General features: G+C 43.5%; 1 protein-coding gene. It reads right to left on the bottom strand.

The window, feature by feature from the left end; translation table 11 throughout:
- Positions 1 to 161: 161 nt before the first annotated feature.
- On the bottom strand, positions 162 to 1088 hold a 927-nt coding region (locus D7Y06_RS26330; RefSeq protein WP_199714860.1), incomplete at its 5' end, for a hypothetical protein.

The raw sequence follows: 1088 nt of genomic DNA, 5'->3' as shown, positions 1-1088 counted from the left end.
ATCCATTCTTCCTTTATTTCGTAACCTCTTTTTTCGCATTCTTGTATTTTCTTTTTATAATCGAAATACCAGATTTCCTTATCTGAAATAAGCCATTTCCCTTCCCCGTTATATATAACATAAATAATCATTTGTTCATTCACATCCATTTTACGCATTATCTAGTTTCCTCCTGATCTTATTCTTCCATTTCTAGCATATTCTTCTATCCACTCAATCCACGGTGATGGAAACTCAACACTTGTTCCTGGAGTTCCCGTATCTGTTAACTTAGGTACACTCCCGCCTTGATTTAACGGATTACTTTGATATCCAGTTTGTGGTATGGTATATTCCTGTACCATATCGTCAAACCATTTTGGCACTTCAAACTCATAAATATCTGCTCCAGGTCTGTTATATTTAGTATAGTATTGTGAATGTTCCCCATTGTCAATACTTAGATTTAAATTTGCATTTTTGTTACTTATATGTACATTTCCCTCACTATCAATTGTAATCCTCATCTGGCTGGATTTATTACCTGTCCCACCTTGCACTCGTCTATATGTAACCATGCCTGTTTCATTTTCCTGCCCAAATTGAACCCCTACTTGTGATTGTCCCCCAGCGCCAGTTGATGCTCCCCCACCTCCTGTATTGCCTTTGCTAGTTCCGGGCTGGCTATTCTGAGTTTTTAACTTTTGAACGGACTGGTTATTGCCCAACGACTGCTTACTGTCCCCTCCCGGCATACGGTTCATGTTCATTGCCCCGTACTCCATATAGACATTATTCCCAAGCATCAATATCATGCCGCATTCTTCATACCTGTCCGTATTGTTGTCAAACACCTTATCCAGCAGGAGGTTATACCCTCCGTTTTTTGCACGGATATCGTTTTCTACATATAACGCCGTCGCACCGGCAAGCCCGTATCCCCCGCCAGTTATTATAGCAGGCACTACTGTCGTTGTAAAGGCAGACGGGCCTATGACTGCCGCTGCATCCATCCCCGCCGCCAGCCCTGCAACAGGTGCTGCCATGACTGTCCCATATAAGACTGCCCCTGTCGTTGCACCTGCCACGCCTCCGCCTGCCACGCCTAA

The organism is Roseburia sp. 1XD42-69, assembly GCF_003612565.1.
GTDB lineage: Bacteria > Bacillota > Clostridia > Lachnospirales > Lachnospiraceae > Roseburia_B.
Note: the sequence above shows the minus strand (reverse complement) of the source record. Positions and strands in the feature narration are given on the sequence as shown.